This window comes from Levilactobacillus sp. FUA 3915 (assembly GCF_044053135.1).
GTDB lineage: Bacteria > Bacillota > Bacilli > Lactobacillales > Lactobacillaceae > Levilactobacillus > Levilactobacillus lanxiensis.
This window is the reverse complement of record NZ_CP168704.1, coordinates 198,022-224,418: the sequence shown is the minus strand read 5'-3', so window position 1 is coordinate 224,418 and position 26,397 is coordinate 198,022. Positions and strand designations below refer to the sequence as shown.

Below are 26,397 nucleotides of genomic sequence, written 5' to 3'. Positions count from 1 at the left end.
CTTTCTGCACCCGGGGCACATATGGTATTCTTGTCCTGGAAGCGATTTTAAGGGGGAAACCGGTAAAATGAAGCGAACGAAACGATGGCTGCTAGCCGCGCTCGTCTTGGGTGTCGGCGTCGGTGGCTTTACCATTAGTAAGGGGACGGGTCATGCGGCGACCACCGACCCACAAACCTTTATCTCAACTTTAAAGAGTCCGGTCACGACGGTGGCAAACAAGTATAAATTGTATCCGTCCGTGATGATGGCTCAGGCTGCCTTAGAGAGCGCTTGGGGGACCAGTACGCTCACCACTACCGCCAATAATTACTTCGGCATTAAAGGCGCCTATAATGGCCAATCCGTGACGATGCAGACGTCCGAGTACGATAGTAATGGACAGTTATACTATACCAATGCCAACTTTAGAAAATATCCAAGCGCCAAAGCCTCAATGACGGACAACGCCACGTTGTTACGCAATGGGACCAGTTACAATCCCACGATTTACAGTGGGACCTGGCGGGAAAATGCGGCGACTTACAGTGACGCAGCCAATGCGCTGACCAACACCTACGCCACCGCCCCGACCTATGGTAGCAGTCTTATCTCGATTATTAAGACGTACAGTCTGAGCTCGCTGCTAGATGGAAGCTCGACAAGTTCATCCAGCAGCTCCTCTAACAGTAGCAGTGCGGATACCGCGGCACCTAAGCCCAAGCCGGTCGTGTATGATAAGGCGACGTACTTTGGTGCGAGTGGGACCCAAACAGCTCGGTTAAACGCCCAATACACCAGCTACTGTCTGTACAACCACATCAAGGGGACCCGCGAGAAGGTCACGAAGACAGCTTGGAACAAGGTTAGAGCGGGCCAGGATGTTCAGGTTTACCTGGATATGCGTGGGGTCAAGAAGGCCACGACGACTGGCAAGAAGACCACTTGGTACCGGCTGAAATTTACCAACAGCAGTTCAGCCAAGAAGTATTGGGTGTACGGCAAAGCGTTAACCTTGCCTACCGTTAAGTACACCAAAGGGTCGGCCACGGTCAAGGTGAATAGTGCATTGAGTGGGAGTTACTATAACCACGTATTCAATTCGCCGTACCTGGCCAAGTCCATGGGCACGCTGAAGAAGTTAACGGCAAAGTCCTACACGGCTGATAATCAGGCGGTGAAGACGCAGGATGGGGTCAAATCGACCTGGTACCGGCTCAAGGTTGGCGACGGTAAATACTGGATTGCGTCAACGGAAACGGCTGCCAGTCCCCAGTATGATTACGTTGTGTACTCAGCGGCCAGTGGCACCAAGAAACTGAGCGCTAAGTACAAGAAGTATACGCTTTACAATCACGTGAAGAAGACTCATTTTAACCAGGAAAGCTATAAATGGCCGAGTGGGAGTAAGAAGGGCGCAAAAGTTACGGTGAACTATAAGGGACTCAAGACGGCCTACGGGACGACTTGGTACCGCATCCAGTTCAGCGGCAACAAGACCAATTACTGGGTCGATTCACGCGCGTTAGCTTAATTAAATAGAGTGATTCGAAGGTTTGGTAGCCGTAGGGCTGCTGAACCTTTTTGCGTTTGGAACGTCGCGGACACCTTAACAAATCGCTAAGGCTGACTAGAAAGTTCCCACAAGTCACAAATATTTGGTATAATACAACAGACTGAGCCCGGTACGTTTACGGGCCGCATAAGGAAACGTAAAAATTGAGTTAGGAAGTTTAATTCATGGATAATTCTTACAAAATTAAAGTACAACACGTTACGAAGGAATACGATCTGTACAAGAGCCAAGCGGAAAAACTGCGCGCGTTCTTCTCACTGAGTAACTCCACCGTGCCACATTTCTGGTCATTGATGGGTATCTCCCTGGAAGTAAAGCCGGGCGAAACCCTGGGCCTGATTGGGGTCAACGGTTCCGGGAAGTCGACGCTGTCCAACATCATTTCCGGCATCATTCCCCAAACGACGGGGACGGTCGATGTTCGCGGGGATACCTCAATTATCGCCATCGGTGCCGGTTTACGGGGCAACCTGACCGGATTGGAAAACATTCGGTTGAAGGCCTTGATGCAGGGACTAACCAATCCCGAAATTGATGCGTTAATGGATGACATCGTGTCGTTCGCTGATATTGGTGATTTCTTATACCAACCAGTTAAGAGCTACTCTTCTGGGATGAAGTCACGGCTGGGCTTTTCCATTGCCGTGCACGTGAACCCAGACATCTTGATTATTGATGAAGCGTTGTCCGTTGGGGATGATACCTTCTACCAAAAGTGTGTGGACAAGATTTCCGAGTTCAAGGATGAGGGCAAGACCATCGTCTTCGTTAGTCACTCCCTGAAACAGGTGGAAATTCTGTGTGATCGAGTCGCCTGGATTCACTATGGAACGCTCAAGGAAATCGGTGCGACCGCTGACGTGGTCAAGCATTACCGCGAATTCACCAAGTGGTTCAAGGGCCAGACCAAGAAGGAAAAGAAGCACTTCCAACGTCAAATGAAGACCAACCAAAAGTCCTTTGATATTGACGCTTACCAGAAACAGGTCACCGAAGAACGTCAAGCGGCGGCACCGGATGATCCAAACGTGGCAGCCGAGGTCAAAAAGGACTTCTATGGCTCAGTCATCAGCGAAAAGATGAGCTGGGGCAATCGTCTCCTAACCTTCGGGGTTGCCATCGTCTTTGTCCTGGCTTGCCTGGTCAACGTTTCGGGTCACTCAGTGAGTGAAGTCCTGCAAAACCCAGGGAGCATTGTGCACCCAGAAACGGTGCTTCACGATTCAAACAAAACAACAAATGTGAAATAAATTAGAAAATAATAAGAATACGGATAGATTTTTATTATTTTTCGTGGTATCTTTAAGTTACCATTTATTTACCCCTTTATTTGATTTCCCAATGAACCGAATAAAGGTTTATCTCTCATTTGGTGAAGACTAAATGGCGGGGCCGAGAAGAAATTCTCGGTCTCTTTTTGTAGAGTGCGGAGCGAGCCGGTTTGACTCTGAGCATTAACGTGGCAAAGGGAATATCCCCGAACTTGGGATATTTTCTTTGCCGGGTTAAGCGCAGGAGTCTGGCTCGCGTAGCACGTTTCAGAAGCTGCCAGTACCGGGATAGTTCCGCGAGGAGCCAAGCGAACGACCTAAAGCAAGATAAAATTTAAGGACTATGCCAGGTTTGGGTCATTGCTTAGTCGGTGTTAAGCGCAGGGACCTGCCCCGCATAGCACGTTTCAGAAGCCGCTAGGACCAAGATAGTTCCGCGAGGAGTCAAGCAAACGACCTAAAGCAAGATAAAATTTAAGGACTATGCCAGGCTTGGGTCATTGCTTAGTCGGGGTTAAGCGCAGGAACCTGCCCCGCGTAGCACGTTTCAGAAGCCGCCAGTATCGGGATATTTCCGTGAGGAGCCAATCAAACGACCTAAGCAAATATAACGCCAACCAAGAACTGCCAATACCAAGGCGGTTCTTTTATTTTAAAAAGGAATCAAAATGCACACAAATAAAACTCACCAACCCAACCGCACCCAAATTAATACCGTCGCAAAGCACTTGCAGTAAACTAGCCCCAACCAAAAAGGGGAGGCAATCCACATGAACAAAACTAGTCGGCGAATTCTCATTGAAATGATCAGTGGTGGTTTAGTCACCGCAGTCGCGATGCTACTGTGGGGCGGATTTGATGCCTGGATTGCTCGGGCAGATGATATCACGCCACTTAGGGTAGACTTTTTTCACATCACCTTTTACCGGGTCACGCAGGCGATTGGTCAATTTCACGGTCAAATCTTTCCCGTGAATGCTGGGATTCTTCTGGTCATTGGTGCGGCCTTAGTAGTGGGTTTAGTTGAACTCTGGCGCAAACTGAGCCACACCAACTAGCGGCCAAGTTACAGACCATTTTCAAATGCAACACGAAATATAAATTTTTTAAAATAGCCGTCAATCCGCTCCAACCCTATGTAGGAGTAGGGAGTAACTGGTGAGTACCCAAACTGATAACGTAAAATAATAGTGAAAATCACCAACTATTTTTTGAAAGCTATTGACAGCGCTTACAAAAACCGGTATATTATATCTCGTAAGGTATTAATAATTACCTTCTAATCAATTCTCTTTCTCTCTTATGCCGACCACTGCCATTCCCTGGTAGTGGTTTTGTTTTGCCCAAAATCACGGTATAATAGAGGCATTGTGCGGAGGCGATTTAAAAATGAAAAGTCACGAAACATTTACACTGATTGAGGAAATTACCCGCCTCGATGGCAGTAAATATATGGAAATCAGCGACATGGTCCAAAATGGCCGGGCAGAACTAGCGGTGGAACGCAAGCTGATCAAGCAAGTACGGATCCTGCAACTAAACATTGCCCACACGCCTCACGTCCAGGCCTACGAAGACTACGTGAACGAAAATTACACGATGCCAGAAGAGGCCTTCACTGAATTTCAAGAATGGAAACGCACCCCAGAAATGGAAAAGGAAGTTGCGGCCATTCTCCACGAAAACCATATTGGGTAATTTTAAAATTATCTGTTAGCAAACCACGTCCAAGACAATGAGGATGTGGTTTTTTCTTTGTCCTCGTTTGTGGCTAAATCACTTACGCAACAGGTGATTGCGGAGAGACGATAGTTAGCCAATTTAGCAAACTATCAAGGCTTATGGGGAAATAACAAGGGAACACCGATAAGTGACACGCAAACAGAACGGTCAGCTGCAGGGATGGTAAAACTGGACCAGCGAGGACAGTCTAAGTGACCAGAGGCGGGCCAAGGTGAGCAGCTGTGTCGATGCTCTAAGCTGAGCGAATTTTCTCAGCTTAGAGCATGGGACAACCTTTGAGACCGCCTTTCAGGCTCAAAGTTGAGGTGGAAGCCCGTTTTTTCATAGCAGGTCAGGTTGAATCCGCCGCCGGGAACGAACTGTCATCGACATCCAATCCAGTTAACCACCCATTTAACCCCAAGGAAAAACTAATCGGCCTATCAGTATATAAACAAAATGACAATTTGATTGGCTACAAAATTGTGGTACTCAACCAATAATCGTGCTACCATGAAAGCGGATTCATAAATAATCAACAGTTTGTTTTGGGAGGGTTTATTTTATGAAAAAATCTTTAACGATTATGAGTGCCTTATTGATGGTTACCAGTGCGGGTGCCGGTATTTCCTTGAACCAAGTCACAGCGCCAACAGCGACGGCTCAGGCGGCTGCTTTAAACGCGGCTAAATTGGCAAATGGTAAGTACAGCGTGAAGTACAATCTGTACAAGACCGGGACCACGACGCCATCCGAAGCGGCTGGCTACTTCACCACCGCAACGGTCACGGCTAAGAACCAGAAGGCTTCCGTGGCGTTGAAGAGCACGGCAGCCGCTAACCAATACCTGGATGCCGTCACGTTAGGTGGTCAGGCGGCTAAGGTCACGAAGGCGGCAACGGGCAATACATACACGTTTAGCAACGTGAACTTGAAGCAAGACCAAACGATTGGCTTCACGGTCGCCGTTCCGGGCATGCCACAAGCCATGAAGGAAACTGCGACGTTGGCCTTTCAAACCAAGACGTTGAAGGCCACCACGAAGGCGAAGGCTAAGAAGGCCGTTAAGCTGAGCACCAAGGCAGTCAAAGCCAAGGCCAAGAAGGTCAGCGGCACGACCACCAAGGGCGCCAAGGTAACGGTCAAGCACAACAAGACCACCCTGGGCAAGGTCACGACCAAGAAGCAGGCCTACACGGTCAAGCTGAAGAAGGCCGTTAAGAAGAGCTGGAAGCTGAAGGTCACCGCGACTAAAGCCGGTTACAAGACCGTGACCAAGACCGTAACGGTTAAGTAAGTGGAAAAATCACTACCGGTTTCGGTGGTGATTTTTTGGTTTTATTAAAAATGAGAAACGGGGGAGCACAAGATGAAACATCTACAGCAATTTTTCCGTGTTATCGCCTGTCTGGTCGTGGGTCTCGTCTTTCTTGGCTGGACCCAAACGACGGACGGCCATGCCGCGACGTTGAGCAATGGCCTTTATCAAGTTCCCATGAAAATTATTAAGGCGGATAGTAGCGCCACGTCCGATGCCAATCAGTTCTTTGGCAAAACGGCCGTGGTCCGCGTGAATCACGCTCAGGTGACGGTTCTGATCACCTCGAATGGCGCCAAGTACATTAAGAAGATGACCGTGGCTGACCAAGCCGTGACGCTGGTCAAGACGGTGGATCACCAGGCGTTGTATCAATTTAATCTGACGGCCCAGACCAGTCCGCTGACCACGGCCTTTAGCCTGACGACGCCAATGGGGGCCATGAAGGAACAGGCCCGCCTGACCCTGAACTGGGCTAAAGCCAAGTCCGTCAGCAAAAGTGTCGCGACCACGGACCTGATTGCCCAGGCCGAAACGCTTGCCAAGGCCAATGCCAGCAGTCAGAGGGCTTCCGTAACCATGCCGAAGACGACGACTAAAGCGAAGACCGCCACTTCGACGGCTAAAAAGACGACAGCGGCCACCGAATACTGGCGCTACCAGGTCTTACAGGGCACTAAGATGACCAAGTCCGAGGCCGACCAATACTACACGGATGTGGCGACCGTGACGCCGAAGGGTACCGGGTATCAAGTCACGCTCCACGTGAAATATGCCAAGTCCCTGAAACTCGGGGCCCGGGCGGTCGTCCCTAAGCGTATCAACGGCGTGCAACCGCAAAACGTGACGTACGGTCAGAGTGGTCGGAACTATACCATGAATTACACCTTTACTGTGGCCAAACGGTCCGCGTTGACACAGAAATTGATTCCGGGTCAGATTCACGTGACGGTACCCGCCATGAACATCAGCGAGACATTCCCGATTCGTTTCCGGTTTGCCCGGAGTGGGGCGGCTGATCAGGCGACGGCCGCGACGGTTGCGGCGTTGCCACATACCACGGTGACCGCAGCTAGCGCTAGTGCCAGTCCGACGGCCACGTTGACCACGACCAAGCCGCATCAGGCAACACTGCCACCAACGGGTGAAGCCACGAATGATTGGGCCGTCCTGGGCCTCGTGGGCTTAGCACTCAGCGGATTCATTTGGCGAGGAGGTCGCGCCCATGACTAAGGGATTACGCAGTCTCATCCTAGCAATCGTCATGACCATCACCGTCTGGTTCCTGCCCACAGCGGCCCATGCCCAATCACTGGACTATTCGGCGCTCAAATACGGCACCGATCAAACCTCGATGGCCAGTGGCTACTTTGTCCATCCGGCCAAGGTGACGGTGAAGAATCACGCCTACGTGGTCACCATGGATATTAAAACGGCCAAGAAGTTAACCAGTTGGCCGGTGAAGGTTTTATCAATTGATGGGCAATCGCCCGAAAATGTCCGTAAGATCAAGGATTCAGCGGGCAATTCCCATCTGTATTACAGCTTTACCACCACGAATTTAAAACGCGCGGTGAACGCGAAGCTGTCGATCTATGTGCCGGACGTGTACAAGGCCAAGCACCTGATCACCTTTAAATTTAAGACGGGGAATTTACCAGCCTTGAATAAGCAGACGGCAACGACGCGTGCGAAGCGGACACAGTCCAGCATGGCAGCCAGTTCCACGGCCAAACCGGCGACCACTAGCGCATCATCGTCGGCGACCACCGCGTCTAAAGCGTCATCGCAGGCCCAAAGTAGTTCCATGAAAGCAAAGAGCCAGGCTAAGTCATCAGCCAAAGCCAAGTCCAGTCAGTCCACCAGCAGCCAATCGTCCAGTAGTGCCGACAGTCAATCGGCCACTAGTGCGGACCAGCTACCGGCGCACCAGACTCATTGGGGCGCGCTGATTGGTGGTGTGGTAGCCATCGTTGTCTTAGTCGGTGGTGGTAGTTGGTGGTACTTTGGCCGACACTAGGAGGTAAGTGCACATGCAAAATCCAAGAAAAATCGGTCTGATCACGTTGGCCGTTTTGGTGGTGCTGGGCCTCACTGGTGGTGGCATTGCCTGGCACCAGCAGCGGCAGAAGCAAAGCCAGCCGCGCATCGTGGCGACGACGGTCGCTATCGTTCAGATTGCGGACAAACTCCATTTACCTCTGGTGGGCGTGCCGACGACGGCCAACAAGCTGCCACAACGGTACCATCAGGTCACCAAGGTGGGGAGCCCGATGAATCCCAGCGTGGAAAAGATTGCGGCGTTGAAACCGACTGTCGTGTATTCCGTGACGACGTTGGACGACCAATTTGGCAAGGCCTTCAAGGCCCAACACGTGACGCCACACTTTTTAGATTTAACCAGTGTGGACCACTTACAGAAAACGTTAACGCAGCTGGGCAAGCGGTACGACCGCCAGGCGGCTGCGGCGAATCAAAATAAACTGATCAACCAAGCCAAGCAGCGGGCAACGGCCCGGGCAGGTCACCGGCAACGGCCCCGAGTCCTGGTGTTAATGGGACTGCCTGGTGCGTCTTACATGGTGGCCACTAATCGCTCGTACGTGGGAGATCTGGTGCGCCTGGCCGGAGGCAAAAATGTCTTCACCAGTCGCACACAGGAGTACCAAGCGCCCAACGATGAAGCCATTCAGAAGGCGAATCCACAGGTCATTTTACGCCTAGAGCACGCCATGCCCAGCATGGTGACCCAGCAGTTTAATCACGAATTCAAGAGTAATGCCATGTGGGCGCAGACTGCGGCGGTCAAGCACCACCGAGTCTATGACCTGCAGGAGCCGACGTTTGACGCGACCGCGAACATGCGGGTCGCCACGGCGCTCAAGCAGGTCAGCCAGTGGCTGTATCCGAAGGGGGCGGCCGTATGACCAAACACGCTGGCTGGTGGTACGGTGGTGTCTTAGCACTGCTGGTGCTGACCAGCCTGATTGCGCTCATGGCCGGCACGGAATGGCTGGGACTGTCTCAAGTCACATGGGCGGTGAGCCATCCGGCCAGTCGTGCCTTCGTGACGATTTTTTCACTCCGACTACCCCGAATCCTGAGTAGTCTCATCTGTGGGGGGAGCCTGGCGGTTGCCGGTGCGCTGTTTCAGGCCGTCTTCCGCAATCCCATCGCCGACCCCAGTATCCTAGGGATTAGCTCCGCCGCCGATTTCTTTAAAGTGGGTGGGGCACTTCTCTTACCCTGGTTGCCCGGTCGCAACTGGCTAATGGCGCTGGTCGGCGGGCTGATTGCCCTGACCATCCTGACCAGTGGCCGGGCACTGACCGATCCGTACCGGTTGATCATCGTGGGGGTCGCGCTCGATGCCACCTTTGTTGGCCTGCAACAGCTGCTGAGCAGTGGGGCTGCTGCGGTGAGCCACAGCACGTTTAATGGGCTCACCTGGAGCGATACCGGCACCTTGCTCGGACTGGGCGTCGTGGGGCTCGTGGCGGCCCTAATACTGGCTCCCTGGGCGAACTATTTAAAATTAACGGATAGTGCGCTGAAAAATGTGGGTGTGCCGGTCAACGTGCTCCGTTGGACGTTGCTGTTACTGGGGATGTACCTGGCCGTCAGCGTGACGGCGGTAGTTGGCACGATTCCCTTTGTCGGCATCGTGATTCCCAACGTGGCGCGGCGGCTGGTCGGTCACGATTACCAAACCGTGCTCCCGTTTTCCATGCTCGCGGGGGCCTGGCTGATGCTCGCCGCCGATACGCTGGGACGAACGGTCATCGTGCCCAGCGAGATTTCAGCGGCAACCATGATGGCAGTCATCGGTGGGCCATTTGTCATTATTCTCTTACAACGGGGGCGAGGATTTCATGGAATGTCAACACGTTAGCTATCAGTATCCTCGCCAAACTCGCGGCCTGAGTGACCTGACGGGGGTCTTCCCACCAGGACAGGTCACGACGATCATTGGGCCAAACGGTGCGGGCAAGTCCACGCTGCTCCAGCTATTGGCGCGGCGGCTGCCGGCACAGGCGGGACAGGTCGTGTTAAATGAACAGCCGTTGGACCAATTGACCACCAAGCAGTTGGCCCAGCAAGTGGCCGTGGTGACGCAACATCATCAGCTGTACGACGAGCTGACGGTGCGCGAGGTCGTGGCGACGGGCCGCTTGCCGTATCACGGGTTGTTGCAGGCGGTCCCGGCAAATGAGGTGACGCCATACCTAGAAATGGCGGGGCTGACCTCGCTGGCTGACGAGCTGATTCAAGACCTCTCCGGTGGCCAACAGCAGCGCGCCTGGTTGGCCGCGGCCTTGGCCCAGGAACCAGCCGTGCTCCTGCTGGATGAACCGACGACCTACCTCGACGTCCACTACCAACAGCAGTTGATGACGCAGCTGCGCCAGTTGGCGGCCAAGGGCCTGACGGTGATCCAGGTGCTCCACGACATCAACCAGGCCTTTCGTGTGAGTGATTGGCTGTGGCTGTTGCAGGACGGCCAACTGGTCGCCAGTGGGCCCCCGGATGATCTCCGCGATGCCAAGTTGTTGGGCCGGACGTTTGCCACGCCGATTGAGATTGTGACGGTGCCGCATCTGGGGCCGTATATTGTTCAGGTGCCGGATTAAAGACTAATAAAATTATTGGCGTCTCTGCTGTGACAGAGGCGCTTTTTATCGGCCAGACATAATAGGAAAGCCTGTTTTTGGGGACATGAAAGCTAACAACAAGCAAACTATAATGATTGATAGACTTTATGTGATTGGCGTAAATAATTTAAACGGCTTTGGTATTTAATCTTGCTTTTAGTTTAGGGGAAGTTCATTATTAAAATTAACTTAGCATCAATTTTCAACTGATAGGGCGTTCATGAATTCAGAATAGAAAACTTGTGGGGACAGTATTTTTACCGAATGCTGGCGAAATCTATATTTCCATGTGAATCTTATATCAAGCTCAATTCATATCCATAAAGTTAAAATTGTGAGTTTGATGCAGACGCAGTTGAAGTCAGGGAAATTCTATTTTTAAATTCATTTCAGATTAGGCTATACATAGCGGATTAATAAAAATGATTAGGGGCACAGGGAAATGAAGAAAACGGTATTGTTAGGTTTGACGGTATTGGGGTTACTGATGGGGGGCTGTGCGACTCAGAATAATCAAGCTAATAAAGTTTCCGCTAGCACCACCAGTAAAAAGGCAAATGTGTTGCCCGTGGGAAAGGTTATCTCGAATGAGAGTATGAATCCGGACATCGCCTACAAAGTTGCCAATAAAAAAGCAAAATTTTACCGGAGCTTAAAGGAGTATGGCACTGAAGATGGAGTTGTGTCGGATAATGAGACGGCTCAAGGCGCTTTCTTTGGCAGTGTGAGGAAAGTGAAAACAGCTACTGGTGTGTATTACCATGTTTTCAGATACTACGCTAATGGATTTAACAACAAGTCAAATCCTGAGGGGTCGGCTGGTTATAACGAGGATGCTGACTATGGGTACGTTAAGGCTGTAAATATGAAGCGGGTTAAGACGATTAAGTCGGAATGGACTTATAAATCTAAGCAGTTATATTACGTTGGCAATCCTTATGCTTATCATATCTGGTCTAATCCGGTTAATACGAAACACTACGTCTACGTGACGCACGTCTTTGATCGACTTACGACGACGCAACTGTATGCCACTAGGGAAATGATTAAGTCTAACGGAGATCATTACGTCTATCTTAAGACTGCCAAGAGGTCATTAGGGTGGGTCTACAAATCACCTAAAGCTTTAATTGCTGGTCGTTATAAAGGATTAGGTCATCAGCTATTGAAGATTAGAGGAAAAGAAAAAATGGTCTTGAAAGTGCAGAGTAAGCGTTCGACTGGGAATCGGGTTGACGTGAATGACAGCTCTGCACTGCCACAGAAGGTCTATTTGATTAAAAATGGCCGTCAACATCGACTGCGTGTCTTGGCTGTTGGGATGGATAATCGCCCAATCCGATTTGATTTTGACCGGGGAGTTGCCACTCGTGTAAAAGCATATGAATATTGGCGTAAGCCTTGGAAGACAATCTCAAGTCAGAAAAAATTGCGGAATCATTTTACGATAACGCATGAATTTTCTGAGCCGACCTATACTAATGTTCATTTCTTTTCCAAAAATAGTAAGAAGTTAGTTCGGGTAAAAACGTATGGTACCAATAGTCAGGGGACAACCTGGATTTATCGAAATGGTCAGGTGAAATTCAAAACGCATATTGATCACGATATAACTACTTATCCGATAAGCGACTTTAAGTAATTAACGTTTTGTTGTGCTGAGCATGTATTGCTGAGGAGTCAGTCAGCACGAACATCAAATGAGAAGGAAAACAAATCATGAGAGTTAAAAAGTGGGCATTGGCAGTTTTGATTTTATCAGGTTTTATTGTTGGTTGTTCAAGCCACGACAGCGAGGCAACAGCAGAAAGTTCCAGTAAACAGTCAGAGGCCTCAAAGGTGTCAACCAGTAGTAAGAGCGAGTCAAAACCACTGGCTATTGGCCAAATTTATTCAACGAAGAAGGCAGATCCAAATATTGCTTATAAGATGGCTAACAAGCACGTCAAATTCTACCGAAGTCTAAAAGAGTTTGGGACAGGGGGTGGCGTGTACTCCTATTATCAAATGGAAAAGGGTGGGATTTTTGGCATTACCCAGGTTATAACGGCCACTCGGGGAATTTATTATCATGTGGTTGAATATACTTCTGGCGGGTTTAATCAGAAAGGTCATGCGGATAATTTGGGCTATGTTAAAGCAAGTGATTTAAAACGCTTCTCGACGATTAAGTCTAAATGGCACTACGCTAGAAAAAGGCCTTACTATGTTGCTAATCCTAACAGTCACCGCATTTGGAATAGTCCGGTGTCAACAGTCCACTACGCCCACGTAACTCATGTTCTTGATCGACTAACAACAGTTCAGTTATATGCAACCAGCGAGCTTATTAAGTACAACGGACAGCATTATGTCTATTTGGAGACCGCAAATGGACGAAAGCTAGGTTGGGTAAGAAAAAGTAAAAAGACGTTGATTGCTGGGAAATACCGAAATGTGGCTCGACAGTTACTGAAGGTTAAAAAGGGTGAAAGGCTGCTTAGCCAGAAACAAGCAAAGCAGTCCACTGGTAATCGGATTGGTGTAAATGATAGTTTGTCTCTCCAGCAAAGAGCTTATGTCGTCAAAAAGGGCAAACAAATTGTACGGGTTTTAATTGTTGGCATGGATAATCGACCGACCAAGATTACTTTCAGTAACGGCAAGGCAATCAAGGTAGTCAGCTACACGTATCGGCGCAAAGCTTGGAAATCGACCACCAACGCGAAAAAGCTACGGACGCATTTTACGGCGGACCATGAGTATCTATCTGTAGATTCAGCGAAAACTTATTTTTACGCGAAGCAAAGTAAGAAATTAGTTAGAGTTGAGACCGATGGATATGATGGATTTGCAAGCGTGACGGTTTATCGCAATGGACACGTTAGTTTTGCAACGCTTATTGAAAAGCGCGTAATCACATATCCGTACGATGATTTCAAATAACAATATTTTAGTGGAGTGGGTAGTCATTAAGGCACAACCAAGTAGTGATTTAAAAATGTGGACAAAGGGGAGTGTCAAGTGATGTTTAATGTTCATTCGAAGATGAAAGTACTAGTGATAGTCTTGATTACTCTTGGGCTCCCATTAGCGGGGTGCATGGGTGGTTTAGCAAGCTCAAGTGTACAAACTAGCTCAAAAGTTGGAATTGTAAAATCAGTTTCAAAAATGGATCCAGACAAGTCATTCCAAGTAACAAATCGGCACGCTAAATTTTATAAGAGTTTGGCCAAGTATGGAAAAAAGGATTGGGTGATTGCTGATTATGCCGATGCTAAAATCACTACTTTAGGTGCTATTAGCAAATATGTAACGGAAAGTGGCACGTACTATCATATGGTTGCGTATGATTCGGGGGGATTTGAAAAGTTCAAGGATGCTATGACGTCAACTGATTATGATGCGTTTGATGATTTCGGTGTGATTAAAGCTGAGGACGTAAAGCAAGTTAACGGTGTTAAGTCGCAATGGACTTATAAGAAACGGCGACCATACTATATAGCTGATCCATTTACACATCGTATTTGGGACAGTCCAATATATACGAAGCACTACACTTATATTTCGCACGTGTTTGATCGGCTAACCCAGACGCAACTATATGCGACTAAGGAATTGATTAAGCGTAATGGTATTCATTATGTTTTCTTGGAAACGGCAAACAAAAAGTTGGGTTGGGTTTACAAGTCTCCCAAAGTTCTGATTAAGGGGAAGTATTGTGATATCGGGAAGCAACTATTGAAAGTGAAAACTCATGATAAGCTCATTAAAAAGCAACAGAGTGCTGAATCAACGAAGAGCAGAGTGGGTGTTAATGATAGTTTGTCAGTGCCGCAACGTGCTTATATTGTCCGGAATAATAAGCGGAAAATTTCTCAGCTATTGGTGGTGGGGATGGACAATCGACCGATTAAGATTGCCTTTAAGAATGGTCGGCTAACTAAAATGGTTGGATACACATACCGACGTACGGTGTGGAAGACAATAACTAATCGGAAAAAATTAACCTCAAGCTATTATTTGGCCCATGATTCATTAGACATCGCAACAACTGATGTTAAATTCTATCCCAAGTCAAGTAAGCTCCTGGTACGTGTCAAGACTATTGGCGGCGGTGATGGAAGTGCTAAGACACTTATTTACCGAAATGGAAAGGTTAAGTTTAGTACGCATATTTACAAACATGTATTGACTTACCCATACGCTAATTTCAAGTAACCACCTCCTGGAGGAGTAAGTGGTAACTGAACACCCAAGCAATCAAACAGCACAAAAAAATCCCAACCACTCAGAAAATTCTGAATGGTTGGGATTTTTATTTTCCAGTAAGCTTACTTCACCGCAGCCTTAATCTGGTCAATGCGGTCATACAGGATACCATCCCGCAGACCAGCGTTGGAGAAGGTGATCAGCTGTGAATCTAGCAGGCGCATCAACAGGGCCACTGGAATCAGGCCACCGACGATGATGTCGGCGCGGTCCTTGGACAGGCCCGGCACCTTCTTACGGCCAGCCAGGTCGAGCCCTAGCAACTGGGTCAACGTGCTGTACACGTCGGTCGCACTGAGCTTGTAGCCGTGGACATCCTCGACGTTTAAGAAATTCTTGTTCCGCCGATTGATCTTGGCCAGCGTTCGGTTGGCGCCACCCAGGCCAATGACGGGCAGGTTCGTCGCCTCACGCAGCCACCAGACGTCGTTGAAGACGTTGTTGACGAAGGTCATGGCGGAGAATAACGAGTCCGCCTGGACCTTGTCGCTTTCCAGGTAGGCCTGTGACAGGGTCACGGAGCCCAGCGGAATCGAGACGACGTGTTTCATCTGGCGATTTTCCACCAGAATCAGTTCGGAGGAGGCACCACCGGTATCGACGATCAAGCCGTTCACGATGGGTAGCGTGTGAACGACGCCAACGTAATCGTAGCGGGCCTCCGTTGCCCCCGAGATGACGTCGAAGTCGAGGTCAAATTGGTCCTTGACCTGCTTCAAGAATTGTTTCTGATTGGCTGCCTGCCGCACGGCTGCCGTGGCGACCGCGGTAATCTGCGGGTCGTCTAATTTGTCGTAGATGGCCTTGAATTCCGCTAACGCCGCCAGGGTCCGTTCAATGGCAGCGGGTTGGAGAAGCTGCTCTTCACCCATGTTTTCCGACAACCGGACGTAGCGCTTTTCTTCCGCCACGGTTTGGTGATTGCCGGCTTCGTCAATTTCACTAATGGTCATGCGCACTGAGTTGGAACCCAGGTCGATGACAACTAAGTTTTCCATTTAGTCAAGACTCCGATCAATAGGGGATTTTGGTTGGTTCTTAGGACTTAACATTGGTTTGAATTGGTGCGGCGCGTTGCTGTCCTGTGGGGCGTGCGTGGCGTTCGCCTTGATTTTCGCCGTTGCTTGGGCCATGAAGGTTTCCTGGGCATCCAGGGGTTCGAGGCCCCGCCGGTCGACGCGGGTGTAGGTCCGGTCGGCTGTGAGCACCCGGGTCTTCACGTTATCGTGCCACAGCGTAGAGAAGATATCAAAGACCTTTTCACGCAGATTATCTTTCAAAATTGGGAAGAGTAATTCGACCCGCCGATTCAGGTTCCGGGTCATCAGGTCGGCACTGGACAGGTACAGCTGTGGGTCACCCGCGTTGGCAAACGCGTAGATCCGGCTGTGTTCCAGGAAGCGGCCGACGATGGAGTGGACCTCGATGTTTTCACTGAGTTCGGGGATGCCCACGTTTAAGCAGCAGATGCCCCGGACAATCAGCTTGATCTTAACGCCGGCGTTGGACGCCTCGTAGAGCTTGGCGATCATGGCCGAGTCGGACAAGGAGTTCATCTTCATTTCAATCCAAGCGGGTTGGCCGGCCTTGGCGTTGGCAATTTCCTGATCAATCTTAGCCGTAATAAAATTGCGGATGCCATCGGGTGACATGTGGAGCTGGTGGAAGTAGGGTGGTTCGGAGTAGCCGGACAACATGTTAAAGATGTTGGAGGCGTCGATCCCCATATCCGTGTTGGTGGTCATCAGTCCCAGGTCGGTGTAGAAGTGGGCGGTGACGTCGTTGTAGTTCCCGGTTCCCATGTGCATGTAGCGCCGGATGCCGTCGGGTTCCCGCCGAACGATTAGGGTCAGCTTACAGTGGGTCTTCAGGCCAATCAGGCCGTAGATGACGTGACAGCCCATCTTTTCCAGCTGTTGGGCCCAGTGGACGTTGTTTTCTTCATCGAAACGAGCCTTAACTTCGACCAGAACCGTGACCTGTTTGCCGTTCTGGGCGGCATTCCCCAGGTACTTGATGATTGGGGAGTTGGCGGAGACCCGGTACAGCGTCATCTTAATGGCCAACACGCCGTCATCGCAGGCGGCCTGGCGAATCAGTTCGGTCACCGCGGCGAAATCGTCGAAGGGGTGGTGAACCAAGACATCGTGCTGGCGAATGGTCTTGAAGACGTCATCGTCATGTTGCAGGCCTGGCGTCCGGGCAGCGGTAAACTTCGGATAGCTTTCATCGTCGTGACCACTGATCTGCTTGGTCAATTTCGACAGGAAGGTCAGGTCGATGGGCCCACCAATTTCGTAGACCGCGTAGTCGGCAATCTTGATGGAGGTGGCCAGGCGGTTCTGCAGCGACTGGCTGATGCCAGCCTCGACTTCCATGCGGACGGCGCCCCCGTGCTCCCGTTTCTTCAGTTGTTGTTCAACTTCTTTCAGGAGGTCGGACGTATCTTCTTCGGCGACGTCCAAGTCCATGTCCCGGATGACCCGATAGTTGGCGGCTTCCTTGACTTGGTAGCCAATAAACAGGTTGCCGATGAAGGTCTTGATGATGTCTTCCAACATGATGAAATCGTTGTCGGCACCCGGCAGACGCACGGTCCGTGGGAAAATCTCTGGGACCTGCACGGTGGCGAAGCGCTTATCCTTCTTGTCGCCGTCCTTGTACAGCCGCATCGCAATGTTTAGGGTGTTGTTGCCAATGAACGGGAACGGCCGTGAGCTGTCCACCGCCATCGGCGTCAGGGCTGGCGAAATTTCATCGTTGAAGTATTTTTCAATAAAGCGTGTCTGTGGCGGCGTTAACTCGTTGGGTGTCAAAATGTGAATATCTTCCGCAGCGAGGGCCGGTAGCAGCATCCGGTTCAACGTGGAATATTGCTTAACGACTTGGTCGTGAGCCTTGGCGTTGACCGCGAGTAATTGATCCTCGGCCGTCATGCCGGATGCGTCTGGCTTCGGATAGTTGACTGCGGCCAGCTTCGAGAGCGAGGCGACCCGGACCATGAAGAATTCATCCGCGTTGCTCTGGGTGATGCCCAGGAACCGCACGCGTTCGAGTAACGGATTGGCCTTGTCACGGGCTTCCTCCAGGACCCGGTCGTTAAAATCTAGCCAACTGAGTTCCCGGTTGGTGTAATATTTTGCTTTTGTATAATCCAGGGTCATTTGTGTAACCTCCTCTGTTTTAAGACTGGTTGCAGGCCGAAGACGTCAGTGAAGAAATCGGCCTTGTAGTTAAAGGCCCAACGAATCAGCGAGAGCTCGTCGTCGCTGAAGGCCGTGATGACGACCTTGTTGGTCCGCACGGAGACGGAGATGCGCTGAATCGTCTGTTGATGCGCATCGTCGAGGGCGTCCGCAATCCGCAAGATGGCGGAGAGTTTGGCAACCACGACACGCTTGTCGCTGTCTAACTGGCGGAAATGAGCCAGGTCTTCGGCGGGCGTCCGGGTACTGTGGTAGCGGGAAACGGCGGCGATAATCTGCGTTTCCTCGGTCGACAACCCCAGAATTTCAGATTCCTTGAGCACGTAATCCGAGTGCAGGTAGTGCTCGTGGGTGTCGATGAAGCCCCCAATATCGTGGACGATGGCGGCGACCTCGAGTAACAAGCGGTCGCGCGGCGTCAGGTGGTGCAGTGGCTTCAATTGATCAAAGAGGTGTAGGGCAAAGCGCCGGACCAACTCCATGTGATTGGGTTCCACGCGATACCGGTCGGCCAGGTCGTTAGCGGCGGCTAAGATTTGGTCTTCGAAATGGTACTTGTGATAGCCCGCCGTGATGGCTTGGTTGGTGGTCAGACCGTCTAAGGCGTTCAGGTTGACCAGGTGGAGCTTCTCAGCGTGCACGACCGTCAGGAGCTTCCGGACCAGCAGGACCACGGGTAAGACGATTTCCACGTTTTCCTCGGTCAGGTGGAGTCGCTCCATTAAGTATTGGTTGGAGGCCCCAGCGACCTCATTACAGAATTTATTAAACGATTTGACGGATAGCGTGTAACTCACGTCGCCCTTGGGGATGAAGTAGGTGTTGAGCGGGGAGGCCCCAATCAACATCACCTGGTTTTGGGTCGTTTGAAATTCTTCCGGCAAGAAACGGTAGAAGTCATCGACTTTACTATTGATATAATCGTCCAGGACGTCGACTGGGTTGGGCGCGGTGGCCCGCAGCGTTTGCAGGACTTCCTTGATCCGAATCGGGCCCAGTTTCATGTTATGTGACGCAATCAGGTCTTCGTGGGCAAAGAAGGACAGGGTGGTGCTCCCGGAGTTCATGCCAATGATGGCTGCGTGGTCCTTGACCAGGTGATGGTAACGGTCGTACTTCAGGGCAATTGCCTCGTTGCGGACGAAGGATTCCTCCCCCAGGGAGAGCCATTCGATGTGGAGACCGGTCCGCACGTAGAGTTGATCACGAATGAACTCGGCGTTGGGTGCCGACGAGAGGGCCTGTGAGCCCCACAGTTTATACCGGGTCACGCCGTAATCCTTTAAAACCTGGAGGAAACCGCGCAACGCTTCGACGGCGTCACCCACGGTTTCAAAACTAATTTCTTCATGGTTGTAAATATTTTCCCCAATGGCGACGGCCGATTTGACCCGTTCCGTCTGGGCGCCGGTTTTAAGGTTCACAATCGACAATTCAATACTGGACACGTTTACGAGCATAGCGCCAAAATAATCATCAGCCATAAAATTCATCTACTTTCTTCAATATTCTTGGTTTGGGGTTAAACCTGTTCTTATCAGCGCCTCCGGGCTGGTGAAAATGGGCCGTGGCGCTGTGGGCGAACGCCCGGAGCCATAAGGCGGTCTCCGGGCTTACTTTGAGCCGAAGTTCACGTCTCAAAGATATCAGTTACCTAAGCGGGGAACCCGCTAAGGTAACTCCCACGGCTGAGCCCATTTTCACCAGCCCTGCGGCTGACATCGGTTTAACCCCAATTGGGTGGTTCGTTCGGTGGTTGGGCAACGGTTCTGTTGCGGTTACTTAGAATCAGTGTCCTGGGTCAGTTAAAAGTGAACTGTCAACACAGCCGGGCACCTTGGCGCCCCTCTGGTCACTCCCACGACCGGCCATTTTCACCAGCCCTGCGGCTGACACCGGTTTAACCCCAATCGGGTGGGTCCGTTCTGTGCTTTGCCAATGAGGCTAATGGGCTTCTTGTTGTGGCTACTGTGAATCCGTTAATCTGGTTTAACTTATTGTGAAAATTAAACGTATAATCACGGACGGTTTGGTCGGGCCAATGGACTCAGGTTGTGGGCCATTGAACGGGTTGGTTCATTGCTGGATGTAAACCGGCTAGCCCAACCTACGTTTTACCACTTTAGTTATTGTCACAGATTGTGTTTATTATACTAAAATTGGTCTGGACCATGTTGCTGGGGGCAAAAATAATGTGAAAAACTTCGAGATTTGACTTGGTTTGTCAGATGGCTAATCTAATTGTTAACGCTTTAATTTAATCGGTAAATAATTGATTGTCCATGATGACTAGGTCAAGATGCTTTTCTGTTTGCTGGTTTTCCGGTGGCAATTCGTGATAGTCGCCGTATAGCCGCGTTAAAATCGTATCATATTGTGACGGCGCCTGAACAGTTAACTGCTCAAATGGCACGGGGGTTAGGTCAGTTAGTTCCGCAACACTGTAGATTTCCTTGTCATAAGCGTACTGGGACGCTAAATTTTTGACTTGAGGGAGGGTCTCATCGTCTTGGTACTGGGTCATGACGGCCTCACGTTGGGCCTTCAATTCATTGACCGCAGTGACCTGCTCAGGCTTGAGCGGGCTTTGAAGCTTGCGGAGGGGATTGTCCACCAGGTGGTAGCGCAACTGTAGGAGAATCCGCGTATTAAGCAGCTGAAACTTTCCGAGCTGCTCGCGCTGGGCGGTAATATCCGTGGGGATCCGATCCAAGGGAAAAATGTCGATGAAAATGCCCTTCCGCGCGTTGTTCACGTTGCGTTTTTCCTCAATATAGGTGTTGCGGTCCAATAGCTTGGCGTAACTCAGCGCATAATTTTCATCGCTAGTGGGCGTCTGCAGAAAGTAATGGCTACCAGCAAGCAGGTCAGGCGCGGCGGCCAAGAACCGGTCATAGTCGGCGCGGAGCAGGCCAACGTCCACGTCGTCGTCCCAGGGAATGAACCCCTGATGGCGAATCGCGCCGAGAAGTGAGCCCCCCATTAAAAAGTAGGGGAGGTCTAGTTGCTGGCACAGATGAGCAAACTGAGCAAGATTTCCCAGCTCAACTTGGTGAATGCGTTCGATTAAACTCGGCATAGGCAATTCCTTTCTGGCGCTGAAATAGATTTAGGTGACAAAACTGAAAATATTTGATAATGGTTGTCATGGTGAAAATTTGTTGTTCACTAAGGTTGATTGTCGGCTAGATAGACAACACGCCGCAGAAACCCCGGGGCTAGACTAGTGTAAAAGCCGTAGGGCTGATGAAAATGTGGCAAGCGGTGGTCGATGTGAGTGACCAGAGGCGGGTCAAAATGCCCGGCTGTGTCGATGGACTTGGCTGGGGTATTTTCCCAGCCTAGCCCATGGGACAACCTTTGAGACCGATTCCCAGGCTCAAAGTTGAGGTGGAAGCCCGCTTCTCAGGCTGGAACCGACCCCACAGCAGGGCTCCTTGAGCTCGCCGTCGGGAACGGATGCAACCAGACGTATTTTCACCAGCCCGGCGGTGAAGAAACCCTAGTTCACCGGGTAAGTGCTGGTGTGGACGGTCTGGCCGTGCGTATCCTTGAACGTCACCGTAATGTTTTGACTGCCCTTAGGCTCAAACATCGCCAAGCCACTAACCGACTGCCCAGCCTTAACCGGCATCACGGTGCGGTTCAACTTGTTGTTATCACTGGTCTGACTGGTGGTGAAGGCCAGGTTGCCGGTGCCCAGCTTATGGCCATTTTGCGTGGCGCTCACGGCATCTTGCCAGAGATCACTCGGGATAATGGATGTGTTCTGGTGGTTCGTTACGGTATAATAAATAACAAATAGGTTGCGATTGGCCGTTGCACTGGCCGTGATCTTAGACCCGGTCAACTTGAACGCCACGTTCTTAATCGTAAATGTTTGATTGCTAAACGTGGCCGTCTTGGCAACACTAGCCGCGCTGCTGGCGCTGACCGATGACTTGGCATGACTGGATTGTACTGACGATGACTGACTCGACCGACTGCTGGCCGGTTCCTGTTGACTGGATGGCGTTTTGGCCGCGGACTTGTTACCGGCACCGCATCCTGCCAGCAACAAGACACTCCCCAACACGGCGATTAATTTGACGTGTGACATGGAAACTTCCCCCTCGAAAGTGAAAAATTAGAACTGTGGTGGCTCGCCAATGAAAACGGGGAGTCGCTACCTTCATTTTAGCATAGGACGGGGCGGACAACCGCCTAATTGGGTAGGAAAAAGCTGGTATTTGCCGGGCGTAAATGCTAAGATAAAAATCGTATTTTGAGAAATGTAGGTGGGTAATCATGGCTGAGCAAGAAGAGCCTTTGTTAGACGCATTTATCGACGTCTACATGAATTCGCTGAAGTATTTAGATGAGTTTGTTTCCGAACCAGCTAAGGCGTTTCATTTGTCATTTGAACAGTATTTGATTTTGCGAGAAATCACGCGCAACGAGAACGTCACGTTGATGGACATTGCCAGCAAGCGGCAGGTCACGCGCAGCGCCATTTCTCGGCAGATCAAGGTCCTGTTAAAGCAGGGCTACTTGCAACAGCAGCCGGATGAAAATGACCGGCGGCGGCTGTATCTCTTGGCGACGCCAGCTGGCACTAAAGCTGAACAGGCAATCCGGCAACGTATCAACCACCGTTTTCAAGGGTGGGTCGACGTTTACGGTGATGAGCGGGCTCACGAAATCTTGAACTTTATTCGAGATTTCAGTCAGGTTACCCGCATGAAAAAGTAAGTGAACGTCGTCTTTGGACGTTTAGCCACCGGAGAATTTGCGATGGAGAAGGAGAATGGAGCCAATGAGCAAAAAGCGCATGAGTACTGAGGAAGAGAAGCGCTGGCGCAAGATTGTCTTCATGGATGATGACCACGATGCCAAGCGGTCGCCACGCCAATCACGGTCGTATGTGTACGGGGAACCCGTGAAACGATCATGGTGGGACCGACTGACCCGGCATCTGGGCCGGCGCTAATTAAAAATGGACCACACGCTCCCGACAAATTTGTCAGGGCGGGTGGTCCATTTTTTTGACGGATTAATCCACAACCGCCTCAACGGGTGAGAATTCTTTTACCAGTTCAACACGCACGTTATCACTGCCATTTAGGAGCTTGGCAACGGGACAACGGCGTTCGGCGAGGTCTGCCATGGCCTCGGCTGTCGCCTGGTCAACACCGGGAATCCGAATCTGGGCGGTCACGTAGAATTGGAGGCCGCGGGTGTCACGCGCCATTTCCACAATCGTGTGGACCTGTGACGTGTGGGGAATCCCTTTACGTTTCTCAATGGCTTCCAACGTGGCGTTCAGACAGGTACTCAGGGCCAGCCCAACAAATTGTTCGGGGTTTGCGCCCGGCTGGTCGGAGAGCGGATCAGTGGTTAAAACGTCCAGTCCACCCGGCACGTAGGAGTGGCTTTCGAGCCCATCGTCGTTGATGGCAACGGTTCGATAGCGGGGTGGAAATTTTTTACGGTCAATGGCCAAAAAGAATTACCTTCTTTCGTCTAGTCTACCCCTAGATTACGCCGATTGAGACTAAAAAACAACGGAAACGCCACGTAAGTGTAAGGGCTTTCCTAACGGCTAAACCAATGACGGTTAAGCCATTAAACAATTACGGCAAGTCAAGGTGGGACAAGCGTTCAACCGTTTGCACGTGGCAACCATACCAATTATAGATTAAATGGTCTGAAATGCGGATTATCATGAAAGTAAACGTTGGGCAAAAGCCCGCTAATCCGGGGAAAGTACGTAAACGGTTTTATGTAAAAGTTTTGTAATAATTGCGTAACAGGGGTAGACCACACCGGATTTTATGTTTATAATGTAGTCATTAAGTAGCAGACACTGGCGAACAGTTTGGGGGGAGCCAAATGTTAAACGAACAGCTATTAGATGAACGCAAGAAGTTCCAGATGATTACCTGGCGCGCGAAACAACACGGCGCCGAGGTGGTCGAGAAGAAAATGATGCAACAGTTTGCGGCAACCGTGGCAGAACAAAAAGCCATTGTTGCGGCGGCCCAACGGCGTGAGACGTCCGCGGTTAGTTAGGTAACTGGGGCTACCAAACCCTTTTTGACTAGGTACGCGGTGATTCGTGGTACGCTGTGACGAATTAGGGGGCTAGAAGATGAAACGTCCAATGATGTATTATGTTTATTACCTGAGTGGATGGTTGTTCATCGGCATCATGGCGGACGTGATCTACCACATGATTGTGTTGTGGATTACGGCTAGCCACATGTAAGTTAGCACGATAAACGCTAAAATGACCAAGCCTGGATTTATGGGCTTGGTCTTATTTTTGAAATTTTAGGTAATAAAAAAGCTAGTTACGTCGGACGCAACCAGCAGAATAGAAGTATGTGTACGGCTTCAACGGTGTTAATAATGGCTAAATGTCAATTAACTCCTCCAACGATTGAAGTCCCGTGGCAGGCTCTCACCTGAATATGTACCCTTATTATAACGTTGCTGCGGGGGTCTGTAAACCTCAAATTTAAAGATTCACTTAAAGGAATTGTGTTAGTAAAACGAGAAACGTCACTAATGCCGGCATTCCTTGGAGCCAAAAAATCGACTTTTTTACGGTGAGGCTGCCATAAATGGCAACTATCACAATGTAGACCAGTAACAGGGCCGTCGTGATCAGCCGGGGTTGACCGGTGAGGACCCACTGACTGACGAGTAAGACGACCGCCAACATCCCATTGTAAATGCCCATATTGCCAAGGGCAGCTTTGGCGGGGGCCTGGTTGACGAAGCTCAGGGGCATGTCGAATAACTTGGCTTGTTGTTCAGGCTTACCAAAGATTTCCAAACCCATAATCACGAGATGTTCAACCGCGACAAGATAAATTAAGAATGTTAAAATTATAATCATTATAATTGCCTTCTTCTATCTGAGTTAGTATAGTGGTAATGGATAACGGTGTGGGTAATCATCCATTCAGATCAAAAATATTTGCAACTTTAAGCTAATTTTTAGTTTGGCGTGTAGAATAGTTAAGTGAGGATAAATTTACCAGGACACCTGGGTCATTCACGGGGAGAATGGCGTCACACCAAGACTTTTGAAATTATGAATGGAGGAATTCCCATGAGACTCCTAGACTTAAGTGGACAACAATTCGGCAGACTGACGGTTATCCGTCGTGACGGTACGGCTAAGAACGGTAACGCGACGTGGCTGTGTAAATGTAACTGTGGCAACCTGGTCACAGTTGATAGTTATCGGTTACGGCACGGGATTACCGTGAGCTGTGGCTGTTACCGGCGAGATGTTAGTAAAGACCGGCTCACCAAGGATCCCCGGACCCGTAAGCAAATTGGTAACGCCATGAACCTGCCATTAGTGAATGGTAGCAACGTTGCAGCCTTGACAAAGATTAGCTCTCGGAACATTTCCGGTGTTATTGGCGTCAGCTTCGACAAACGTTCTGGCAAATGGGCTGCACGTCTATTCTACCATGGCCGCTACATTTTAAACCAGACTTTTACCGACTTTTATGATGCTGTTGACGCCCGGAAACAGGCTGAGAAACAGTTGGCTAAAAACGACGAATTGAAGTTAAAGACCCCTGCTGAAGGTTAAATCAGCACGCTTAACCAGCAAAGAAATAGAAGCCAAAATGAGTCGTTTCCGATCAGTCGGGAGCGACTTTTTTGGTGCACTAGAACCAAACCAATTGTCGCCGCCGGGCTGGCAAAGATGAGCTGCGTCGCGTCCGTTCCCGACGGTGAGCTCAAGGGGCCCTGCTGTGGGGTCGGTTCCAGACGAAGGGCGGTCTTCCACCTCAACTTTGAGCCTGGGGAGCGGTCTCAAAGGTTGCCCCGTGGACTAGGCTTGCAAAGAACGCCAGCCAAGACCACCGACACAGCTGGTCGCCTTGGCTCACCTCTGGTCACTCCCACAACTGGCTCATCTTCACCAGCCCTGTAAGTTGAAATTGGTTTAGTTCTGGGTGCGTTGAAAGTAGTGGTGAGTCCTAAAAGCTTCTAATTGGTTTGTGATCGGCCACTCGATTAAAATTTCTGTATTCCTTGATTTCTATGAGGTAGAAGGGACAAGAATATTTTTTGATTTATGACCAGATTGCTTGTGGAAATATGCGGTGTATTTGAGAAAAACATGGTAAGCTTGATGCAATTAAAAGTGGTGAGTGATATTGAGCAGAGTTAATGACTACATAACCACAGTGAAAGATTATTGCGTCGGTGAATGGGCACAAGCCAGGTCAGTGACCAGAGGCGAGTCAAGGTTGCCAGCTGTGTCGATGGTCTTAGCTGAGTGAATTTTCTCAGCTTAGAGCATGGGCCGACCTTTGAGACTGGTGGTCTTCCAGGCTTAAAGTCGAGCTGGAAGACCGGTTCTCAGGCTGGGAGCGGGCCCCATAGCAGGTAACCTTGAACTCGCCGGCGG

At 50.3% G+C, this 26,397-nt stretch carries 24 protein-coding genes; 17 read left to right on the top strand and 7 right to left on the bottom strand.

What is annotated here, in order from left to right; all coding sequences use genetic code 11:
• Nucleotides 1-67: 67 nt before the first annotated feature.
• The 13 genes from ACEPST_RS01470 (at nt 68) to ACEPST_RS01410 (ending at nt 14,718) form a co-directional block, all read left to right on the top strand.
• Complete coding sequence (locus tag ACEPST_RS01470; RefSeq protein WP_395390469.1) at nt 68-1,513, top strand: glycoside hydrolase family 73 protein; 1,446 nt, start codon at nt 68-70, stop codon at nt 1,511-1,513.
• Between the two features lie 206 nt (nt 1,514-1,719).
• The gene (locus ACEPST_RS01465) at nt 1,720-2,805 is read left to right on the top strand and encodes an ABC transporter ATP-binding protein (RefSeq protein WP_203644836.1); all 1,086 of its coding nucleotides are present in this window, start codon (nt 1,720-1,722) and stop codon (nt 2,803-2,805) included.
• A 791-nt stretch (nt 2,806-3,596) separates the two neighbouring features.
• Nucleotides 3,597-3,884 (top strand): LlsX family protein, encoded by a 288-nt coding sequence (locus tag ACEPST_RS01460; protein ID WP_204120914.1) that lies wholly within the window; start codon nt 3,597-3,599, stop codon nt 3,882-3,884.
• A 331-nt stretch (nt 3,885-4,215) separates the two neighbouring features.
• On the top strand, nt 4,216-4,524 hold the full coding sequence (locus ACEPST_RS01455; RefSeq protein WP_125765586.1) for a hypothetical protein: 309 nt from the start codon (nt 4,216-4,218) through the stop codon (nt 4,522-4,524).
• 589 nt (nt 4,525-5,113) lie between these two features.
• Nucleotides 5,114-5,845, top strand: a complete 732-nt coding sequence (locus ACEPST_RS01450) for an NEAT domain-containing protein (protein WP_204120913.1) — start codon at nt 5,114-5,116, stop codon at nt 5,843-5,845.
• A gap of 72 nt (nt 5,846-5,917) precedes the next feature.
• Complete coding sequence (locus tag ACEPST_RS01445) at nt 5,918-7,099, top strand: NEAT domain-containing protein (protein WP_204120912.1); 1,182 nt, start codon at nt 5,918-5,920, stop codon at nt 7,097-7,099.
• Nucleotides 7,092-7,886, top strand: coding sequence for an NEAT domain-containing protein (locus ACEPST_RS01440; protein WP_204120911.1), 795 nt, complete (start codon nt 7,092-7,094; stop codon nt 7,884-7,886). The genes ACEPST_RS01445 and ACEPST_RS01440 overlap by 8 nt, the downstream gene beginning before the upstream one ends.
• Before the next feature lie 13 nt (nt 7,887-7,899).
• On the top strand, nt 7,900-8,793 hold the full coding sequence (isdE, locus tag ACEPST_RS01435) for a heme ABC transporter substrate-binding protein IsdE (protein ID WP_204120910.1): 894 nt from the start codon (nt 7,900-7,902) through the stop codon (nt 8,791-8,793).
• Nucleotides 8,790-9,758: an iron ABC transporter permease gene (locus tag ACEPST_RS01430; RefSeq protein ID WP_395390467.1), complete on the top strand. Its 969-nt coding sequence runs from the start codon at nt 8,790-8,792 to the stop codon at nt 9,756-9,758. The genes isdE and ACEPST_RS01430 overlap by 4 nt, the downstream gene beginning before the upstream one ends.
• Nucleotides 9,739-10,497 (top strand): ABC transporter ATP-binding protein, encoded by a 759-nt coding sequence (locus ACEPST_RS01425; protein ID WP_204120908.1) that lies wholly within the window; start codon nt 9,739-9,741, stop codon nt 10,495-10,497. Before ACEPST_RS01430 ends, ACEPST_RS01425 begins: the two co-directional genes overlap by 20 nt.
• Nucleotides 10,498-10,960: 463 nt before the next feature.
• Complete coding sequence (locus tag ACEPST_RS01420) at nt 10,961-12,160, top strand: hypothetical protein (RefSeq protein ID WP_204120907.1); 1,200 nt, start codon at nt 10,961-10,963, stop codon at nt 12,158-12,160.
• Between the two features lie 77 nt (nt 12,161-12,237).
• Complete coding sequence (locus ACEPST_RS01415; RefSeq protein WP_204120906.1) at nt 12,238-13,443, top strand: hypothetical protein; 1,206 nt, start codon at nt 12,238-12,240, stop codon at nt 13,441-13,443.
• Nucleotides 13,444-13,545: 102 nt separating this feature from the next.
• On the top strand, nt 13,546-14,718 hold the full coding sequence (locus tag ACEPST_RS01410) for a hypothetical protein (protein WP_395425077.1): 1,173 nt from the start codon (nt 13,546-13,548) through the stop codon (nt 14,716-14,718).
• Nucleotides 14,719-14,831: 113 nt separating this feature from the next.
• On the opposite strand, the gene ppx is transcribed toward ACEPST_RS01410, so the two are convergent.
• From ppx to ACEPST_RS01385, 5 genes are all read right to left on the bottom strand, one after another.
• Nucleotides 14,832-15,767 (bottom strand): exopolyphosphatase, encoded by a 936-nt coding sequence (ppx, locus tag ACEPST_RS01405; protein WP_203644891.1) that lies wholly within the window; start codon nt 15,765-15,767, stop codon nt 14,832-14,834.
• Nucleotides 15,768-17,927, bottom strand: coding sequence for an RNA degradosome polyphosphate kinase (locus ACEPST_RS01400; RefSeq protein ID WP_239064495.1), 2,160 nt, complete (start codon nt 17,925-17,927; stop codon nt 15,768-15,770).
• Nucleotides 17,928-17,929: 2 nt separating this feature from the next.
• The gene (locus ACEPST_RS01395) at nt 17,930-19,459 is read right to left on the bottom strand and encodes an HD domain-containing protein (protein WP_204120903.1); all 1,530 of its coding nucleotides are present in this window, start codon (nt 19,457-19,459) and stop codon (nt 17,930-17,932) included.
• Nucleotides 19,460-20,232: 773 nt separating this feature from the next.
• Complete coding sequence (locus ACEPST_RS01390; protein ID WP_203644896.1) at nt 20,233-21,054, bottom strand: LicD family protein; 822 nt, start codon at nt 21,052-21,054, stop codon at nt 20,233-20,235.
• 423 nt (nt 21,055-21,477) lie between these two features.
• Nucleotides 21,478-22,074 (bottom strand): DUF5067 domain-containing protein, encoded by a 597-nt coding sequence (locus ACEPST_RS01385; RefSeq protein ID WP_395390465.1) that lies wholly within the window; start codon nt 22,072-22,074, stop codon nt 21,478-21,480.
• Nucleotides 22,075-22,262: 188 nt separating this feature from the next.
• On the opposite strand from ACEPST_RS01385, the gene ACEPST_RS01380 reads away from it, so the two are divergent.
• Nucleotides 22,263-22,706 carry a MarR family winged helix-turn-helix transcriptional regulator gene (locus ACEPST_RS01380; RefSeq protein ID WP_125765598.1) on the top strand — a complete coding sequence of 148 codons (444 nt, stop codon included), beginning with the start codon at nt 22,263-22,265 and terminating at the stop codon, nt 22,704-22,706.
• Between the two features lie 64 nt (nt 22,707-22,770).
• Nucleotides 22,771-22,944: a hypothetical protein gene (locus ACEPST_RS01375; RefSeq protein WP_164511371.1), complete on the top strand. Its 174-nt coding sequence runs from the start codon at nt 22,771-22,773 to the stop codon at nt 22,942-22,944.
• A gap of 63 nt (nt 22,945-23,007) precedes the next feature.
• Here the strand turns inward: ACEPST_RS01375 and ACEPST_RS01370 are convergent, their stop codons facing one another.
• The gene (locus ACEPST_RS01370; protein WP_203644900.1) at nt 23,008-23,457 is read right to left on the bottom strand and encodes an OsmC family protein; all 450 of its coding nucleotides are present in this window, start codon (nt 23,455-23,457) and stop codon (nt 23,008-23,010) included.
• A gap of 389 nt (nt 23,458-23,846) precedes the next feature.
• On the opposite strand from ACEPST_RS01370, the gene ACEPST_RS01365 reads away from it, so the two are divergent.
• Nucleotides 23,847-24,026 (top strand): hypothetical protein, encoded by a 180-nt coding sequence (locus tag ACEPST_RS01365; RefSeq protein WP_125765600.1) that lies wholly within the window; start codon nt 23,847-23,849, stop codon nt 24,024-24,026.
• Nucleotides 24,027-24,486: 460 nt separating this feature from the next.
• On the opposite strand, the gene ACEPST_RS01360 is transcribed toward ACEPST_RS01365, so the two are convergent.
• The gene (locus ACEPST_RS01360; RefSeq protein WP_204120901.1) at nt 24,487-24,858 is read right to left on the bottom strand and encodes a DUF1304 domain-containing protein; all 372 of its coding nucleotides are present in this window, start codon (nt 24,856-24,858) and stop codon (nt 24,487-24,489) included.
• Nucleotides 24,859-25,074: 216 nt separating this feature from the next.
• On the opposite strand from ACEPST_RS01360, the gene ACEPST_RS01355 reads away from it, so the two are divergent.
• Nucleotides 25,075-25,569, top strand: a complete 495-nt coding sequence (locus ACEPST_RS01355) for an alcohol dehydrogenase (protein WP_203644903.1) — start codon at nt 25,075-25,077, stop codon at nt 25,567-25,569.
• Nucleotides 25,570-26,397: the final 828 nt, after the last annotated feature.

Coding starts and splice junctions, on each gene's coding strand:
- ACEPST_RS01365 (WP_125765600.1), top strand. CDS start 23,847: ATGTTAAACGAACAGCTATTAGATGAACGCAAGAAGTTCCAGATGATT.
- ACEPST_RS01420 (WP_204120907.1), top strand. CDS start 10,961: ATGAAGAAAACGGTATTGTTAGGTTTGACGGTATTGGGGTTACTGATG.
- ACEPST_RS01375 (WP_164511371.1), top strand. CDS start 22,771: ATGAGCAAAAAGCGCATGAGTACTGAGGAAGAGAAGCGCTGGCGCAAG.
- ACEPST_RS01380 (WP_125765598.1), top strand. CDS start 22,263: ATGGCTGAGCAAGAAGAGCCTTTGTTAGACGCATTTATCGACGTCTAC.
- ACEPST_RS01455 (WP_125765586.1), top strand. CDS start 4,216: ATGAAAAGTCACGAAACATTTACACTGATTGAGGAAATTACCCGCCTC.
- ACEPST_RS01390 (WP_203644896.1), bottom strand. CDS start 21,054: ATGCCGAGTTTAATCGAACGCATTCACCAAGTTGAGCTGGGAAATCTT.
- ACEPST_RS01470 (WP_395390469.1), top strand. CDS start 68: ATGAAGCGAACGAAACGATGGCTGCTAGCCGCGCTCGTCTTGGGTGTC.
- ACEPST_RS01410 (WP_395425077.1), top strand. CDS start 13,546: ATGAAAGTACTAGTGATAGTCTTGATTACTCTTGGGCTCCCATTAGCG.
- ACEPST_RS01395 (WP_204120903.1), bottom strand. CDS start 19,459: ATGGCTGATGATTATTTTGGCGCTATGCTCGTAAACGTGTCCAGTATT.
- ACEPST_RS01450 (WP_204120913.1), top strand. CDS start 5,114: ATGAAAAAATCTTTAACGATTATGAGTGCCTTATTGATGGTTACCAGT.
- isdE (WP_204120910.1), top strand. CDS start 7,900: ATGCAAAATCCAAGAAAAATCGGTCTGATCACGTTGGCCGTTTTGGTG.
- ACEPST_RS01465 (WP_203644836.1), top strand. CDS start 1,720: ATGGATAATTCTTACAAAATTAAAGTACAACACGTTACGAAGGAATAC.
- ACEPST_RS01415 (WP_204120906.1), top strand. CDS start 12,238: ATGAGAGTTAAAAAGTGGGCATTGGCAGTTTTGATTTTATCAGGTTTT.
- ACEPST_RS01355 (WP_203644903.1), top strand. CDS start 25,075: ATGAGACTCCTAGACTTAAGTGGACAACAATTCGGCAGACTGACGGTT.
- ACEPST_RS01430 (WP_395390467.1), top strand. CDS start 8,790: ATGACCAAACACGCTGGCTGGTGGTACGGTGGTGTCTTAGCACTGCTG.
- ACEPST_RS01460 (WP_204120914.1), top strand. CDS start 3,597: ATGAACAAAACTAGTCGGCGAATTCTCATTGAAATGATCAGTGGTGGT.
- ACEPST_RS01360 (WP_204120901.1), bottom strand. CDS start 24,858: ATGATTATAATTTTAACATTCTTAATTTATCTTGTCGCGGTTGAACAT.
- ACEPST_RS01445 (WP_204120912.1), top strand. CDS start 5,918: ATGAAACATCTACAGCAATTTTTCCGTGTTATCGCCTGTCTGGTCGTG.
- ACEPST_RS01385 (WP_395390465.1), bottom strand. CDS start 22,074: ATGTCACACGTCAAATTAATCGCCGTGTTGGGGAGTGTCTTGTTGCTG.
- ACEPST_RS01440 (WP_204120911.1), top strand. CDS start 7,092: ATGACTAAGGGATTACGCAGTCTCATCCTAGCAATCGTCATGACCATC.
- ppx (WP_203644891.1), bottom strand. CDS start 15,767: ATGGAAAACTTAGTTGTCATCGACCTGGGTTCCAACTCAGTGCGCATG.
- ACEPST_RS01425 (WP_204120908.1), top strand. CDS start 9,739: ATGGAATGTCAACACGTTAGCTATCAGTATCCTCGCCAAACTCGCGGC.